At 40.1% G+C, this 15,205-nt stretch carries 14 protein-coding genes and 1 riboswitch; of the genes, 5 read left to right on the forward strand and 9 right to left on the reverse strand.

Annotated features, from left to right (window positions below; all coding sequences use genetic code 11):
• Positions 1–229: 229 nt before the first annotated feature.
• Together ADS77_RS02975 and ADS77_RS02980 are read right to left on the reverse strand one after the other, a co-directional pair.
• Positions 230–1,390 carry an HDOD domain-containing protein gene (locus ADS77_RS02975; protein ID WP_054204544.1) on the reverse strand — a complete coding sequence of 387 codons (1,161 nt, stop codon included), beginning with the start codon at positions 1,388–1,390 and terminating at the stop codon, positions 230–232.
• Between the two features lie 42 nt (positions 1,391–1,432).
• Positions 1,433–2,014, reverse strand: coding sequence for an anthranilate synthase component II (locus ADS77_RS02980; protein WP_054204545.1), 582 nt, complete (start codon positions 2,012–2,014; stop codon positions 1,433–1,435).
• Between the two features lie 414 nt (positions 2,015–2,428).
• Here ADS77_RS02980 and ADS77_RS02985 point away from each other — a divergent pair, with 414 nt between their 5' ends.
• From ADS77_RS02985 to ADS77_RS02995, 3 genes are read left to right on the forward strand one after another with little or no spacing between them, the layout of a single operon-like run.
• On the forward strand, positions 2,429–2,725 hold the full coding sequence (locus ADS77_RS02985; protein WP_054452879.1) for a hypothetical protein: 297 nt from the start codon (positions 2,429–2,431) through the stop codon (positions 2,723–2,725).
• A 36-nt stretch (positions 2,726–2,761) separates the two neighbouring features.
• Complete coding sequence (locus tag ADS77_RS02990; protein WP_054452881.1) at positions 2,762–3,658, forward strand: TraB/GumN family protein; 897 nt, start codon at positions 2,762–2,764, stop codon at positions 3,656–3,658.
• Entirely contained in the window at positions 3,658–3,846 is a 189-nt protein-coding gene (locus ADS77_RS02995; RefSeq protein ID WP_054452883.1) for a hypothetical protein, read from the forward strand. Before ADS77_RS02990 ends, ADS77_RS02995 begins: the two co-directional genes overlap by 1 nt.
• Positions 3,847–3,887: 41 nt before the next feature.
• On the opposite strand, the gene ADS77_RS03000 is transcribed toward ADS77_RS02995, so the two are convergent.
• Entirely contained in the window at positions 3,888–4,283 is a 396-nt protein-coding gene (locus ADS77_RS03000) for an acyl-CoA thioesterase (RefSeq protein WP_054204549.1), read from the reverse strand.
• A 33-nt stretch (positions 4,284–4,316) separates the two neighbouring features.
• On the opposite strand from ADS77_RS03000, the gene ADS77_RS03005 reads away from it, so the two are divergent.
• Entirely contained in the window at positions 4,317–5,021 is a 705-nt protein-coding gene (locus ADS77_RS03005; protein WP_054452885.1) for a 2OG-Fe(II) oxygenase, read from the forward strand.
• 130 nt (positions 5,022–5,151) lie between these two features.
• Here the strand turns inward: ADS77_RS03005 and ADS77_RS03010 are convergent, their stop codons facing one another.
• From ADS77_RS03010 to ADS77_RS03035, 6 genes are all read right to left on the reverse strand, one after another.
• On the reverse strand, positions 5,152–6,384 hold the full coding sequence (locus tag ADS77_RS03010) for a cysteine desulfurase-like protein (protein ID WP_054452887.1): 1,233 nt from the start codon (positions 6,382–6,384) through the stop codon (positions 5,152–5,154).
• Between the two features lie 9 nt (positions 6,385–6,393).
• On the reverse strand, positions 6,394–7,026 hold the full coding sequence (locus tag ADS77_RS03015) for a 2OG-Fe dioxygenase family protein (RefSeq protein WP_082355588.1): 633 nt from the start codon (positions 7,024–7,026) through the stop codon (positions 6,394–6,396).
• A gap of 250 nt (positions 7,027–7,276) precedes the next feature.
• Positions 7,277–9,874 (reverse strand): bifunctional aconitate hydratase 2/2-methylisocitrate dehydratase, encoded by a 2,598-nt coding sequence (gene acnB, locus ADS77_RS03020; protein ID WP_054452944.1) that lies wholly within the window; start codon positions 9,872–9,874, stop codon positions 7,277–7,279.
• Positions 9,875–10,140: 266 nt separating this feature from the next.
• Complete coding sequence (locus ADS77_RS03025) at positions 10,141–11,205, reverse strand: OmpA family protein (RefSeq protein WP_054204552.1); 1,065 nt, start codon at positions 11,203–11,205, stop codon at positions 10,141–10,143.
• Between the two features lie 466 nt (positions 11,206–11,671).
• Positions 11,672–13,087 (reverse strand): protein adenylyltransferase SelO, encoded by a 1,416-nt coding sequence (locus ADS77_RS03030; RefSeq protein ID WP_054452889.1) that lies wholly within the window; start codon positions 13,085–13,087, stop codon positions 11,672–11,674.
• Between the two features lie 8 nt (positions 13,088–13,095).
• Positions 13,096–13,797: a DNA-3-methyladenine glycosylase I gene (locus ADS77_RS03035; RefSeq protein ID WP_054452891.1), complete on the reverse strand. Its 702-nt coding sequence runs from the start codon at positions 13,795–13,797 to the stop codon at positions 13,096–13,098.
• Positions 13,798–13,977: 180 nt separating this feature from the next.
• Positions 13,978–14,171: riboswitch (Lysine riboswitch) on the forward strand.
• A 137-nt stretch (positions 14,172–14,308) separates the two neighbouring features.
• On the opposite strand from ADS77_RS03035, the gene dapA reads away from it, so the two are divergent.
• The gene (gene dapA, locus ADS77_RS03040; RefSeq protein ID WP_054452893.1) at positions 14,309–15,193 is read left to right on the forward strand and encodes a 4-hydroxy-tetrahydrodipicolinate synthase; all 885 of its coding nucleotides are present in this window, start codon (positions 14,309–14,311) and stop codon (positions 15,191–15,193) included.
• The last annotated feature ends 12 nt before the right edge of the window (positions 15,194–15,205 follow it).

A 15,205-nucleotide genomic window follows, 5' to 3' on the forward strand; every position in this document is an offset into this window, starting at 1 on the left:
TAGTCATCTGTCTCTTAGAATACTTTCATACAGCCCTTGTAAATAAAGGGTTTGAGATATTATTTCAGAGATAGTGAATAACTATTTGAAAAAGAAAATCACAGTAAATTTGTTCTAAATTGCAGCCTATAACATGCCCAGCAGAGCTATTGAACTAAAATACAGCGCTACTGGTGAGCTTAATGATGAATGAATAGTCGCAAAAAAAATTAACAATTATTTTATAAAACTAGTCAATTTTAATATGAAAGTGTTGAAAATTAGTTTTTTCGAGTAGATTTAGCTCAGATTGCGTAAAGTTGAGGTGTTTTAGCCAAACAGTTTTTTCATCAGCTTCGATCAGTTGATGCTCTTCCAGAGTGATATATTGTGAATAGCAGCGAGCCTTCTGCATTAATACCGTTAATGGCAATAAAGATTCGCCTTTAGGAAGCGGTGCCGTTAGTTGCTCCATTACTGTATTAAAAGGCAAATAACGAAATGACATTTTCTCAATCACTTTTGCAGTTACTTTTAATGCATGCTGGCTGAGTAGCGTGCTTAAAAACAACGGATCTGGTTTAAGTTCCAGTAAAGCCGTATGTAAGTCTTTATGTTGCTCTTCGCGCGCGATAGACACTTTACGCTGCCAAACAAGTTCAAAAGTTCGTAAGTAAAGCCTAACTAAAGCAATTTTACCCACATCTAATAGCATCCCCAGCGTGAAAGCATGCATTTCATTCATACCATTTACCTTAGCCAACTCTTGTGCAGCAATAGCGCAGGCCATCGAGTTATCACGTAAGCGACGCTTTAATAATGGGAAAGGTTCAGTACTGTGTGGCATCCAGTGGCGTACCGCAAAGGTGGGGACTACAAACTGCAAGTTATCTAAGCCAATATAACGCAGCGCCAAAGATGGGTTATCAACTTTTACTGATGTGTGCTTATTACGCTGCTTACGGTAATAAGGCAGATTCACAAAAGAGACCAGTTCTCGACCTAACCAACTTAAATCATTTACTAGGGGCTCTAAACGCCCTACCGACGCAGATTTAACGGCTAAAACTTCTAAAATTGCAGGAACGTTATCCTCTATACCTATTGTTTCATGCAATACCGTGTCTATATCTGCCAATTGTTTATTCATGGCGGTTTCGATCACTTGATGTAATTGCTGGCTTGCTTGAGCGCGATACTTATGATGAGCCGTACTGGATTTTTGTCGCTTTTTTTGCGCAGCCATTTCAACTTCAAGTAAAGTGCGCTGCTTCATTGGCGCGCCATAATCAATTTCTAAAGTATGAATATAGCCGATTTGACGTTGCGCAAAACTGTGACCAAGCAGCAGATCATGAGCTCGCTGTTCAAGTACTTTTGCTGTTCTGTGTTCGCGCATTTCATCAGTCATTCATTAATATCTTTCTTTAAGTAAAATCAAACCAGTTTAAGCCTAGAACCGAGTTATAAAGTTGGCAAGTAATTCAAGCCCCTGCTCCGTTAATATTGCTTCAGGGTGGAACTGTACCCCTTCTAACGCTAAGCTTTTATGCACTAAGCCCATAATCTCATCAAACTGACCATCGCTGGTCTGACTCCATGCAGTGATCGATAGCTCAGCAGGCACACTGTTTTTTTCGACAACTAACGAATGATAACGACACACCGTTAGTGGATTAGCCAATCCTTTAAACACGCCTTCTCCTGTATGGCAAATAGCAGAAGTTTTACCGTGCATCACTTGTTTTGCTTTTACCACTTTAGCACCCAGTGCTTGTGCAATTGTTTGATGGCCTAAACATATTCCTAATATAGGAAAATCACCTTTCAATTTGTCAACAACATCTAATGAGATACCAGCCTGATCTGGTGTACATGGCCCAGGAGATAACACTATATGTTGAGGGTTCAACTGTGCAATTTGGCTTACGGTGATTTCATCATTACGCTTTACTAACACATCCTGATCTAAACGCTGAAAGTATTGCACTAGGTTATAGGTAAACGAATCGTAGTTATCGATCATTAACAACATCTGGTTAGTAACTCATTTGTATTTAGTAGCTAAAAAGCAATATGATAATTCGCCCGCATTCTAACTCAATCAAAAAGAACTTTCAGTTAATTGTCGATTGAAAACATCATGCAGATGCAAAATTAACTTTTCATTTTGTTCATATTATCCTTTTACCGATACTAACCTTGATAAAAACACACAATAAAACCTTATCTTGCATCATAACCTTTAACGATAAGCCATTGATTATAAATCAATTTAAAATCTAAAACCTTATAATTAAATTGCTCATATCTAGATAAGCGACTTATTCCCTATCACCCCTTAATATTCACTCGTCGCTACCGCTTAGCGATAACATTTTTTAACTTAACATTACTTACCACATCACATATTGGTAGTAATACAGACTAAATAATAAAGGAATAAATCATGAAATCATTTACTAAAATCGCAACAAAAACCGTTTTAGCAAGTACGCTTGCAGCAACTTTATTTAGTGTAAACGCAGCAGAGAATGACATTGAAACACACACTATTACTCCTGTAACAGCCTCAGTACAAGTAAAGGAAGTAACAACAGTTGAATATGATTTCACGAGTGACTTTAACGCTTCAATTGAAAACCAATTAAATCAAATTGATGCTGCAATCAACAAAAAGATTGATAGTTCAATTCAAAAAATAAACCAAACAATTGCAGAAAAATTAGCAAGCTTGTTTAATTAATATCGTTTTTAATCACCAAACAATAAGGAATGAGGGATGTTCAATTTTCGTAAAAATTTATTAAATAAAAGCCTACTTATAGGCTGCTCTTTGCTAACTTTAAGTGCCGCCGCCCAAACTTCTGTTTGGCAAGTTAAGAAAGGTGAAGATACAGTGTATATCGGCGGCACTTTACATATTTTACCGAGCAGCCAAATGCCACTGCCTGCTGAGTTTGAATTTGCTTATCAGCAAAGCGATACCGTTATTTTAGAAGCTAAAATGCCTGATCCAACGGATGCTCAAGCACAAATGAATATGATACAAACATTGTCATATAAAAATGATGAAACGCTCAGTGAAAAGCTGACGCCACAAGTAAAGAAGCAACTTGAAGCTAAACTGGCACAATTTGGTACTAGTTTGAATGAGCTTAATAGCTTTAGACCATTTATGGTCAGTGTTGTTTTAATGTCAATGGAGCTACAAAAGCAAAGTTTAATTGGTGAAGGTGTCGATGCGTATTTTGCAAAACGGGCTAGTGCTGATAATAAACCACAGCAGTATTTAGAAGATATTGCATTCCAGCTGCGGTTATTTAAAGAAATGGGTGAAAACAACGAGAATAAATTCATTCAATCTAACTTAGACCAACTCAATGATTACAGCACTTTATTTAATAGCATGATGAAAGCGTGGCGCAGCGGCGATACTGAGTTGCTCAATGAATTAGTGGTATTACCTTTACTCAAAGATGATCCTGATACATTCAAAAAGCTTTTAAAAGATCGCAATTACAATTGGTTACCTAAAGTAGAAGCCATGTTTGGTAATGAGCAACAAGAGCTCGTCCTTGTAGGAGCAGCGCACTTGGTTGGTGAGCATAACTTACTATCGCTATTAACAGAGCAAGGCTACACAATTACTCAGCTAGATATCGCAGGTCAACAATAATGAATAGAACAGATAAACAGGCAATTTCTATGCTCACTATTTTTGCAACTTTAATGCTGGCGAGCATAGTGCTACCTAGCCAAGCAGCCACTGTGGACGCAACGACTGTTAATGCAAGTAGTGAAGTACTAACCACACTGCCCGCCGCCCAACAATGCCTTATTGGCAGTGATATTTTCTTACAGTGATGCAACCAACCAATACGCTGAAGCGCAACCACTTCAGCGTATTACTTATCGACTAAATGATCCGTTAACGCTGCTTTTTCATTTTGCGATAATGGGGTAGAACTTTTATTTATAAAATCATATCGCACCATGACTGTTTTCCCTACTGCACAGCATTTACCTTGCTGATATGCCTCTTGACGAATAACAAATGAGCTTGAACCAATATGTTCAACGGTTGATTTTACTTCAACCTCATGACCATAAAATAATTCCCCCAAAAAACTCACCTCTACTTTAGCTATGATCAATTTCCAATCATGTGGATTGAGATCTGGCGTAAAAAATCTAAAAATAGGTGCCCGCGTGGCTTCAAACCATACGGGGAGTACGGTATTGTTAATGTGTCCGAGCACATCTGTTTCACTAAAGCGCGGCATAATTTTTTCAATAAACATAATAATCCAATAATAATTATATAAAGGCAGCCCATGACGGACTTTATTCGCGTTTACGATAACGCCCTGAGCAAAGATTTTTGCAATAACTTTATTACTGAGTTTGAACAAAGCCCGCATCTTAAGCAAGGGATGACATCGGGCGGTATCGATTTAAATAAAAAAGACAGCCATGACTTACACCTCAGTAACCACCCTGAATACACCGAACAACTAAAACACATTCAACAAACAACGGCCGGTTACGTATTTAAATACCTTGAAGAACATATTTTTATGATGATAGGTGCATTTGGTTTAAAAGTGTATCATCCAAAAACTGGCGTACCCACTGACTTGACGCAAGCGAACTTTGAAGAAGTGGGAAAACCTCAGCTACCACTACTTGTGCAGCAAATTTTTCGCTTAGGTAATATCCAAGCACAAAAATATCAAATCAATAAAGGTGGCTACCCATATTGGCACAGTGAAGTATACCCTCAGACTGGCCATAATGAGGCTTTGCATCGCGTACTGTTATTTATGTTTTATTTAAATGACGTGCAAGAAGGTGGTGAAACTGAGTTTTACTATCAAGAACGTAAAATATCACCAAAACAAGGTACCATGGTGATTGCTCCTGGTTACTTTACCCATACACATAGAGGGAATAAACCCATTTCAAATGATAAATATATTCTCACATCGTGGGTGTTGTTTAACCGCGCCGAGCAAATATATGGGCAACCACAATCGTAAGCCGTAAGCGGTAAGCGGTAAGCGGTAAGCGGTAAGCGGTAAGCCAAAAAGTTTGAGTGTTGCCAATTATTATGCCAACAATTAAACAGGACTCGGGCAGCTTAAAACTTACAGCTTATGACTTATAGCTCTAAAGTAATTGATCAAACAAATCAAACAACTTATCTAGCTCTTCGATGGTGTTGTAATGCATACAACCGATGCGCACAACACCACCGGAATCTAATACACCTAGCTGCTTACATAAGCCTTGTGCATAGAAATTACCATCCCATACACAAATATGCTGCTTACCTAAAAATTCGGACACTTCACGTGGTGCGAGTCCTTCAAAGGTTAAAGCAAAAGTGGGAGTGCGCTCAGCTAAGCGATCTAAATCATCAATTCCAAACAGCTTAATATTAGGGTAATTAACTAAGCGGGTTAGGAAGTACTCACTTAATGCCATTTCGTGCTGTTTTGTTTTAGTAAATGCCACGGCCAATTTTTCACGGCGTGGGTGGCTGTCATCTAATTCACTTATTGCAGCAATGTATTCCACTGCAGCAATCAAACCTGCGAGTGCTTCAAAATTTTGCGTGCCCGTTTCCCAGCGACCTGGGATCACGTCTTTTGCTGGCTCTACTTTATAAGGCGTAAACCCTTCTAAGTGTTCGCGCTTACCGTAAACCATACCTAAGTGTGGGCCAAAAAACTTATAAGCTGAACAGGCTAAAAAATCACAATCTAAGGCTTGAACATCAATCAGTTCATGCGGCGCATAATGCACGGCATCTACATACACCAATGCACCTACAGCGTGTGCAAGCTCAACAATGCGCTTAATATCGTTAATAGAGCCGGTTGTATTTGATGCATAGGTCACAGCAACTAACTTAGTATTGTTGTTTAGTAAGCTTTCAAAATGCGCTAAATCTAAACTGCAATCAGCTTCGCTAATAAGGGCGGTATTAACTTTAACGCCTTTATCTTCTGCTGCTTGCTGCCATGATGATACATTTGAGAAGTGATCTGCATTAGTAACAATGATCTCATCACTTGCTTGCCAGTCCCGTGAAATCGCGCGGCTAAAACTAAACGTTAGACTCGTCATATTTGCGCCAAATACGATTTGATCGCTCGATGGCGCATTGAGTAAATCAGCAGCCGCTTGACGAGCATTAGTCATTAGTTCAACGGTTTTATCGCTTGAGAAAAAAGCACCACCTAAATTAGAGTTGTAATAACCTAAATAAGCCGACATGGCGCTTAATACTGATTGCGGGACTTGCGAGCCACCAGGGCCATCTAAAAATATGGGCGACTTTCCTGCTACTTGCTGCATTAATGCTGGAAATTGACGTCGTAGTTTAGTTAAATTCATCGTTATTCCTTAAGCCGTCAACACAAAACAATCAAGGTAGCCTGCTTTACTCGCATCAATTTTATTCATTGGAGTCGCGTTGTGCCACACTTCACGGTCATTAATAAGCGCAAACATACCGTCTTTAATTTCCATTTTGAAACACGGCTCAGCTTGTTTGTTTTCATACACAAGTAGCTCGCCACCTTCTAAATTCTCATGTGAGACACCACAAATACACACATGGTCAAAACCATCTTGATGAATACCTTCGGGCGCTGGCGGTGTGTTGCTTTCAATTGCAAGCATGCGAAATTGATGAATTTCAATATCACGTTCTTCGCTTATACCTGTAATAGCACGAAACTCATTCACGATGCTTTTCATACCATTGCTTGCTAATAAGCTCGGCTCTAGATTTTCATAAGTGCGCTCTACATTACCTTGAAAAGTATTAATTGAATCATCTTGTACAAATGCTTTTGCAGCTTGCAATACTAGTTCATCATTTTGGACTTTAATCACTGAATAACGGCGTTTACGAAACGCACCATCGGCATAAGGATTAGCTGGGAGATTAGCAAATGATGGCTTTACCGCCTCGATATGAGCTTGGTTTACAAAACGAAGTTGTAGGAGGTTTTGGTTGTTTAATGCTGTCATAAAGATCTCGCCTAAAAATAAGAGGATTAACCCATAGAATAATGCGAGGATTTTAATGCAAACTCAGTAGATAATTGATTTTATATCGACACAAAGAAAAAATAGTTAACATTAATATTGCTCTAAATAACTAAAAATCAAATTAAATAACCAAACAAATTAGACTCTCCTGAATTGGTAGCTGCAATAGTTAGATATAAGAAATAAAAAAGCCTGCAGTGCAGGCTTTTATCTAACGATTAAGTAATATTTAAACTGCTTGCTGAATGATCACTTGGTCTGCTTTTTTAGTATAAGCAGGCATGCGATGGAAATTTAAATAACGGTATGTATCTGCTGCTGTTGCATTGATTTTCGCTGCATATTCTTGATATTCATCAGCCGTTGGTAGCTTACCTAAAATAGCTGCTACTGCTGCAAGCTCAGCTGATGCCAAGAATACATTTGCGCCATTACCTAAACGATTTGGGAAGTTACGGGTAGAGGTAGAAACCACTGTGGCTTTATCTGCTACACGTGCTTGATTCCCCATACATAATGAACACCCAGGGGTTTCGATTCGTGCACCAACACGACCAAAAATACCGTAGTAGCCTTCCTCTGTGAGTTGGTCTTTATCCATCTTAGTTGGCGGAGTAACCCACAGCTGCGTGGGAATGCGACCTTCAAAGCCATCGAGTAGTTTACCCGCTGCACGAAAGTGACCAATATTAGTCATACATGAACCAATAAATACTTCGTCGATTTTCTCACCCGTAACATCTGATAATAAACGTGCATCATCAGGATCATTTGGCGCACAAAGTATGGGTTCTTTAATGTCAGTTAAATCAATTTCAAGTACGTGTTTATACTCTGCGTCTGCGTCAGCTTCCATTAGTTCAGGATTTGCTAACCAGTCTTGCATTGCTGTAATTCGACGCTCAATAGTACGCACATCGCCGTAGCCTTCAGAGATCATCCACTTAAGCATTACAATGTTAGATTCAAGATATTCAGCGATAGACTCTTTAGAAAGTTTAACCGCACAACCCGCAGCTGAACGCTCTGCCGACGCATCAGATAATTCAAACGCTTGCTCAACAGTTAAGTGCTCAACGCCTTCAATTTCTAGTACGCGACCAGAAAACTCGTTGATCTTACCTTTTTTCTCAACGGTTAATAGGCCTTCTTTAATACCGTAGTAAGGGATTGCATGTACAAGGTCACGTAACGTGATACCTGGTTGTATTTCACCTTTAAAACGAACCAAAATAGACTCTGGCATATCAAGTGGCATTACACCGGTCGCAGCTGCAAATGCAACGGCTCCTGAACCTGCGGGGAATGAAATACCTAATGGGAAACGTGTATGTGAATCTCCGCCCGTGCCTACGGTATCTGGTAATAGCATACGGTTTAACCATGAGTGAATTACACCATCACCAGGGCGAAGAGAAACGCCTCCACGGTTCATGATAAAATCAGGGAGCGTGTGATGTGTGTTTACATCAATAGGTTTAGGGTAAGCCGATGTATGGCAGAAAGACTGCATTGTTAAATCTGCTGAGAAACCTAAACAGGCTAAATCTTTAAGTTCATCACGCGTCATTGGGCCTGTTGTATCTTGCGAACCCACAGTGGTCATTTTAGGCTCACAGTATTGACCTGGGCGAATACCTACAACGTTGCATGCTTTACCAACCATTTTTTGAGCCAAGGTAAAGCCTTTGTCAGATGCTTCCGTAACCGCAGGTACTTTAAACACATCTGTTGCACCTAAACCAAGTGATGCACGCGCTTTATCAGTTAAACCGCGACCAATAATCAGCGGAATACGACCACCTGCACGCACTTCATCTAAAATCACCTCAGATTTAAGTTCAAAAGTAGAGATAACTTCATCAGTACCGTGGCGCTTAACAACACCTTCGTATGGATAGATGTCGATTTGCTCGCCCATATTGAGTTCATCAACATTTAACTCGATTGGTAATGCGCCTGAGTCTTCCATTGTGTTGAAAAAGATTGGCGCAATTTTATTACCTAAACATACACCACCAACACGCTTGTTAGGTACAAACGGAATATCATTGCCCATAAACCAAAGCACAGAGTTAGTCGCAGATTTACGTGAAGAGCCCGTACCTACAACATCACCTACATATGCAAGTGGCAAACCTTTTGCTTTTAATTCTTCAAGTTGTGTAATGGGGCCAACTTCGCCGCCTTTATCGGGTGTGATCCCATCACGTTCAATTTTTAACATTGCTAAAGCATGCAATGGGATATCAGGACGAGACCATGCATCTGGTGCTGGCGACAAATCATCAGTATTTGTTTCACCCGTTACTTTAAATACAGTCACTGAAATTTTTTCAGCAACCGCTGGCTTAGTCATAAACCACTGTGCATTTGCCCAAGATTCGATGATTTGCTTAGCAAAAACATTACCCGCTTTTGATTTTTCTTCAACATCATAGAATGCATCAAACATTAATAATGTGTTTGCAAGGCCCTTAGCTACAATTGGCGCTAATGTTTCGTCATCAAGTAGGTCAATCATTGGCGCAATATTATAGCCACCTAGCATGGTGCCTAATAATTCAGCTGCTTTTTCTTTTGATATGAGTGGTGAAATGGCTTCCTCTTTAGCAACCGCCGCTAAAAAACCAGCCTTAATGTAAGCAGCATCATCCACTCCAGGTGGCACACGATTTACTAATAAATTTAGAATAAACTCTTCCTCACCTGCAGGTGGAGTTTTTACTAATTCGATAAGATCAGCCGTTTGCTGAGCAGCTAATGGCGCTGGTACGATACCTAACGCAGCACGCTCTTCGACGTGTGTACGATAATCTTGTAGCACAATATTTGCCCTCTTGGTGACGTTAAAGTAGCCAGCAGTGCGCGCTTTCACGAAACTTACCAAATACTTATAGAATTTTGACAATTAATTATAGAGCTTTTAAGTATAGATTAAAGCCCATACAGTAAAGCTAACCGCAATACCCACTATAAATAAAATAAATACAACTTAAAGAAGTCACTATTCACATGAATACCAATTGCGAATCATTATTATCAGACATAAAAAAACCCAGCACTTGGCTGGGTTTTTAAATACTATAACTATTAACGTTTAACTTTTACACGCTCAACAGTTGATACATGTGCTTCAACACGACGGTTTTCTGCGTGTGCAGCTCGTGTGTTAGCTGTATTTTTAAGACGCTCTTCACCGAAACCAACAGTAGTGATACGGTCTCTTGAGATGCCATCTTTAACTAACTCATCAGCAACATCATCTGCGCGCTTCTTAGAAAGTTTTTTGTTGTAACTTGCGTCACCCACAGCTGAAGCATGACCTTCAAGTAATACTGTTGTATCTGTATGCTCTTTTAAGAACTTTGATACTGAAGCAATATCATCGAAGTACTGTTGCTTAACCATTGCAGAATCATGCGGGAAAGTAACTAATAAGCTAGTTGTTACTTTAGTATCTTTATACAAAGTACAACCGTTAGCATCAACTGCATCAGCCATTGGTGTATTAGGGCAGTTATCATTTGCATCAGCAATATTATCGTTGTCGCTATCAGTAGGCTCTACAGCAACAGGTACTACAGCAGCAGTCACTGGCGCAGGTTTAACTGGCGCAGCTGACGAAGTTTGATTACCAAATAAGTAGCTTAAACCTAATTTACCAGCAACATCTGTGTAACCACGGTCAAGGCCTTGGTAGATAGACGTTTCAGCATTAAATGCAAAGTTATCTGTAAAGTAATGTTGGTAACCAGCACCTACGTTTGCAAAAGTAAGTTTTTCCATAACATCGATCTGTTTAAGACCGAAGATGCCATAAAATGGACCGCCGTCGATGTGGTAAAGACCATCGATACCTAAGCGATCGCCGCCCATACTTGTTTTTGTCATAGCAGGATTTGCATTTGAGATATCAAAATCCATATCAGCGTACTCAAGACGTGCACTCCAGTAATCGTTAAAACGATAACCTAGTTCAGCACCCCAGCCTGTTGAATCATCAACGTTAGTACCAGCGCTGCCACGTACATTTTCCCATGAAGCATCGTAATAATCGCCAAATGCGCCAATAAAGAAACCTTCTTTCTCAGCAGCGAAACTTGAAGCGCTAGTTGCAGCTAGTGCTAATGCAATTGTAAGTGATTTTAATTTCATTGTTTTCTTCCCATTTTAACAATTAAAACTGTAGCTAAGTAGTCCTAGCTCATTAAGTGTGCCCAGAGTACCGAATCTTTTGTTAATCATTACTTAACGAAAACACTTAAATTGTATTTTTTTACAAAATAAAGTATTTATTAAAAATAAAGCGCCCTACATTATAGTTCAGATAAAAAACTTTACCTAACCTACTTAAATCTCGTACTGGATTAGTTAGTTAATAGATGACAACCATTTACAGTTGAATAACATCTTAAGGAACAAGGCCTTTTTTCACTAATCCTAGTGGTGTGCATTATATTGGTTAATTTTAAATCAACAAGTAGAAAACGCATTTATTTCATATAATAAGTAAGAAATAATCATGAAAAATTCCTTTTATCATGATAAATGCTGTAGCTTGATTATTACCTTTAATAATTAACCCATTATAGGTCCGAAATACATCTATAAATTCATCAATTTAGGTACCACAAAAGGTTTTATATTGCGCACCGCCATCGGCAGGTGGTTGTAGCCATTGTGCGTTCTCTATCATTAACTTATACGGATTTTGCAGTGCAACTAAATATGCAGCCAATACCTCACTTGAACCTTTATTCTCAAATTCTTCAATAATAGCTTCAACAATATGGTTACGTGGGATCATCATTGGGTTTGCCGCTCGCATTATCGCAAAACTATGTTGGTCGGTGCGTTTTAGCCACTTTAGTGACCACGCTTTTAGTGGCTGAGATATTACCTGCTCACCCTGCAGTGACTTGGTAAGCTCATCAAAGGTATTGGTATAATCTAATCTGTGGTCTTTTAATATCGCCAATAACTCAGCAACTAACTGCGCATCATCTGTATGGTGACCTGCAAAACCGAGTTTTTGAGCCCACATTTGCGTAAACGCTTGGTTAAACTGCTCAGCAAAACCATTTATTAATGGGCTAAGTAATTCGACGGCTTGTTCATCATCTTCGTGTATGAGTGGCAGTAAGCTCTCAGCCAAACGCGCACAATTCCAGTTAGCTATGTTAGGCTGACTGCCAAATGCGTACCGCGCTTGTCGATCAATTGAGCTAAACACAGTATCAAAATCAAATTGATTCATCATCGCACATGGGCCGTAATCAATCGTCTCACCACTTATCAGTGTATTATCTGTATTCATCACGCCATGAATAAAACCAACCCGCATCCAACTTACGACCAAAGTGATTTGCTTTTCAATAACAGCTTTTAAAAATGCTAAGTAACGATCTGACCCTGTGGATTGAATTTCAGGGTAATGGCGCGCAATTGCACTATCAGCTAATGCCTGTAACGCTGACACGTCCCCTTGAGTTGCTAAATACTGAAAAGACCCCACTCTAATATGGCTACTTGCAACACGCGTTACTATCGCACCTTGCTGTGGTGGTTGCCTATAAACCGTTTCTCCACTGGCAACCACGGCTAAACAGCGTGTAGTCGGAACACTTAAGCCATGCATTGCTTCACTCATAATGTATTCACGTATCGCAGGGCCAATAGCACAGCGCCCATCACCACCACGAGAGAATGGCGTAGCACCGGACCCTTTTAACTGAATATCCCACAGCTGTTGATGTTGATCAGATACGGCACCCAATAAATGCGCGCGGCCGTCTCCTAAGCGTGGTGAAAAATGCCCAAATTGATGCCCTGAATACCCCAATGCAACGGCCGCAACAGTGCTGTTACTGGTATTTCCGCTAAAGATGGATGCGCGCTCTGACGGACTCACTTGAATATCGAGCTGTTTAGCTACCGCCTCATTCCAAAGTAATAAAGTTGGTGCAACAACAGGGCTAGGTAAATCAGGGACTGCAAAATCTTCTGCAATATGAGTATAGCGACTAACAAGTTTCATTGGATTCCTTAGGCTTCGGTTGTTTGTATGCCAACGCGGTTATCACCCACGCTGTATGCCACTAATAAACTCAGCACTTGGAGGCTTAAGCCACTTTGCTGCTGTAATTCATTAAAAAAGTGCTGTGCGCTATTTAGTGATTTTTTAGTTTGCAAACCACCATCAATAATTTTATGCCCACGAAGATAAGCCTCAACATCACGCGACAACAAAAAGGTATCTTTGCCTAATGCGCGCAGTGTGTACGGGCCTGTGTTACCCCCTAAACGTGCACCGTGCTTTTTAAAATACGCCCACAAACCAATTATATCGTCACTTGGCCAATCAGCCACAAACTGACTAAAACTGCCATGCTGCTGAGCAACGTCGTGAATCATATATGCATTTTCTGGAATAGTTTGTACTTTTTTAAAGTTGCGAATAATACGTTCGTCAGTTGCTTTTTGCTCTAGCATATCAGGTGGCATCATCAGTAATTTTTCTATATTAAAGTCCCAAAAAACCTCTCTAAAGCCTGTCCATTTACTATTAATAACCGACCAATAAAAGCCGCTTTGAAATACCTTACGGGTAAACTCTTCAAGCCATGCATCATCAGGCAAGCATTTTAGTTGCTTATTAGAAAGCGGCGCGTAAAGCAATTGCTCAAGCATCGCTTCACTGCCTTTACGCTGCGCTGCTCGCTGATAAATTTCCTGAAATTTTTCCATTACTGAATACCCTTAAACCGACTTTGTTTGCTAGTGTACGAAAAAAAACATTAATACGTAACCACCCTCTCGAAGCGATCGCTCAAAAGCCAACTTGACACCTAGACGGCTAAAATGCTTTAATCACTGCCATTACCCCTATTTAAGGTGTAAGTTTTTTATTTAATGAAACTTACACTGTGGGCTAGAAGAGGTGCGTTATTCAGGTAACGTATGTGAGGAGCACACACTCCAATGATCATACGTGAGGGGAATTAACGCCGAGAAGTAACATTTTTTGTGAAGGGTTACTTCGGGCGACTGGGTTGAATCCCAGCGACTGTCACCAATAACAGCGCTGCTGTTAAATTTTTTGGTGGAGAGCTTCTGGTCTTAGCATAATAAGGCCATTGCGCCCTATTATATTAAGCCCATTCGCTCTTCGGATTATATTAGTTCGAATGACTACGATGCGGCGCACTTTCACGTACCCCACAGCATACTCATCGAACACTCTATAAGTTCGTTGTAGATGAAAAACAATTTTGATTTAAACAACTATCCTTTATGGACAGCACTTGTAACGCCTTTTACTGACGCTGGCGAAGTCGACTATGCGATTCTTGATCAATTAGTTGCGCAACAGCAAGCAGCAAATAACGGCATTTTACTGCTTGGCAGCACAGGCGAAGGTCTTGCCTTAACGCTTAAAGAGCAACAAGCCATTGTTGAACATGTATGCCAATTAAATCCGACCGTACCGCTTATGGTTGCTGTTGGCGGTATGAACCTCAAACAACAAATTGCTTGGGTTGAATACTGCAATAAACTGCCTATTCACGGCTACTTACTTGGCTCTCCTCTTTACGCAAAGCCAGGCGTGATTGGTCAAACCCACTGGTTTGAAAACCTACTCGATGCCAGTGTTCATCCATGCATGCTTTATAACGTCCCAGGGCGCAGCGCTGTTGATATTCCACCTGCCGTAATTAGCAATTTAAAAAATCATAAAAATTTATGGGCGCTAAAAGAAGCCAGTGGCGACATCGCCAAGTTTGAAGGTTTTAGAAATGCCGCACCACAGTTAGCTATTTTTAGTGGTGATGACGCACTTATGCCTTACTTTGCCCAAGCGGGTGCAAAAGGTTTAGTGTCTGTTGCAGCCAATGCGTGGCCGACACAAACCCATGAATTTGTAAAACGTAGCCTTAGCGGCCAACACCCCAATTTATTTGCCGATTGGTCACAAGCGATTCAAAGCTTGTTCGCCGTGGCAAATCCTATTCCCGTTAAAGTATTGATGCATTTACAAGGGCGTATTACTAGCCCGTATTTGCGCCCACCTTTAACGCACCTTGAGTTAACGCAAACTGATTGTATCAGTAATGCAAATAACACCATTTTATCTTGGCATTAAATACAGGTTTTT

The organism is Pseudoalteromonas porphyrae (genome assembly GCF_001298125.1).
GTDB classification, from domain to species: domain Bacteria; phylum Pseudomonadota; class Gammaproteobacteria; order Enterobacterales; family Alteromonadaceae; genus Pseudoalteromonas; species Pseudoalteromonas neustonica.

Excerpts from the sequence above, each read along its gene's own strand:
- ADS77_RS02975 (WP_054204544.1), bottom strand. The coding sequence starts at position 1,390 with ATGACTGATGAAATGCGCGAACACAGAACAGCAAAAGTACTTGAACAG.
- ADS77_RS02980 (WP_054204545.1), bottom strand. The coding sequence starts at position 2,014 with ATGTTGTTAATGATCGATAACTACGATTCGTTTACCTATAACCTAGTG.
- ADS77_RS02985 (WP_054452879.1), top strand. The coding sequence starts at position 2,429 with ATGAAATCATTTACTAAAATCGCAACAAAAACCGTTTTAGCAAGTACG.
- ADS77_RS02990 (WP_054452881.1), top strand. The coding sequence starts at position 2,762 with ATGTTCAATTTTCGTAAAAATTTATTAAATAAAAGCCTACTTATAGGC.
- ADS77_RS02995 (WP_054452883.1), top strand. The coding sequence starts at position 3,658 with ATGAATAGAACAGATAAACAGGCAATTTCTATGCTCACTATTTTTGCA.
- ADS77_RS03000 (WP_054204549.1), bottom strand. The coding sequence starts at position 4,283 with ATGTTTATTGAAAAAATTATGCCGCGCTTTAGTGAAACAGATGTGCTC.
- ADS77_RS03005 (WP_054452885.1), top strand. The coding sequence starts at position 4,317 with ATGACGGACTTTATTCGCGTTTACGATAACGCCCTGAGCAAAGATTTT.
- ADS77_RS03010 (WP_054452887.1), bottom strand. The coding sequence starts at position 6,384 with ATGAATTTAACTAAACTACGACGTCAATTTCCAGCATTAATGCAGCAA.
- ADS77_RS03015 (WP_082355588.1), bottom strand. The coding sequence starts at position 7,026 with ATGACAGCATTAAACAACCAAAACCTCCTACAACTTCGTTTTGTAAAC.
- ADS77_RS03025 (WP_054204552.1), bottom strand. The coding sequence starts at position 11,205 with ATGAAATTAAAATCACTTACAATTGCATTAGCACTAGCTGCAACTAGC.
- ADS77_RS03030 (WP_054452889.1), bottom strand. The coding sequence starts at position 13,087 with ATGAAACTTGTTAGTCGCTATACTCATATTGCAGAAGATTTTGCAGTC.
- ADS77_RS03035 (WP_054452891.1), bottom strand. The coding sequence starts at position 13,797 with ATGGAAAAATTTCAGGAAATTTATCAGCGAGCAGCGCAGCGTAAAGGC.
- dapA (WP_054452893.1), top strand. The coding sequence starts at position 14,309 with ATGAAAAACAATTTTGATTTAAACAACTATCCTTTATGGACAGCACTT.